1 pseudogene is annotated in these 731 nt (G+C 44.9%); it reads left to right on the top strand.

Annotated elements, in window-relative coordinates:
* Positions 1-429, top strand: a pseudogene (locus R7044_RS25315) (hybrid sensor histidine kinase/response regulator); the annotation flags it as partial.
* Positions 430-731 lie beyond the last annotated feature (302 nt).

The following is a 731-nucleotide window of genomic DNA, read 5'->3' as shown; positions in this document are numbered from 1 at the left end:
GAAGTACTCTCAAGTTATGCATTCGATGGTGATAGAGACCAGTTGCAGAAACTCAAAGAGCTTGGTGGCGAGTTTACTCGTTTGGCTGATAGGGCTTTGGGCAACAAAAAAGATAAGCAAGATTTGATGCGTGAAGTGTTGGTCGATGCCATGACGCATGCATTGGACTATTGGGAGTCTGTTACGGGTGAAAGTAAATTTGCGTTTGCCGAACAAAGTGGACTGTGGCGCGTCTACCTCGACCGAAGCACACTGCAAACCCGCACGCTCGATAAATACATGCGTATCGAAACTTTGCCTAAAACACCGCGCTGGAGAACGGTTCTGAGTTCGATTGAGTTTATTCTTGAACACTGTAAAGAACAGAGCCCTGAACGTGCTTACATCGAAGCACAGCGCGATAAATTGCAAAGACTGCTCACTAGCTAAACCTCTCATAAAATACAAGCCTCGCTCAATGCGGGGCTTTTTATACCTATTGTTTTCTACCTATGGGTGGTACGCACTCTCCCCTCTCAAAAAACAAAATGCATGACATGTAAACGGTGAATGTATGCTCCTATGCACTCAACGAACTAGTACGAGCTGACATTTTCACAAACACCATTAATCTTAGCGACGGCCTCAAGCACTCTTCTTAATTGAGCTCATTTCCTAGCGGCTCCGGCGGAACTCTCCTCTTCTTAAAACGAAAAGACACCGTAGCTAAAAAGTGTTGTATTGCACTATTT

The organism is Vibrio sp. 1402, from assembly GCF_033340275.1.
This window is presented reverse-complemented; position numbering and strand designations above follow the sequence as displayed.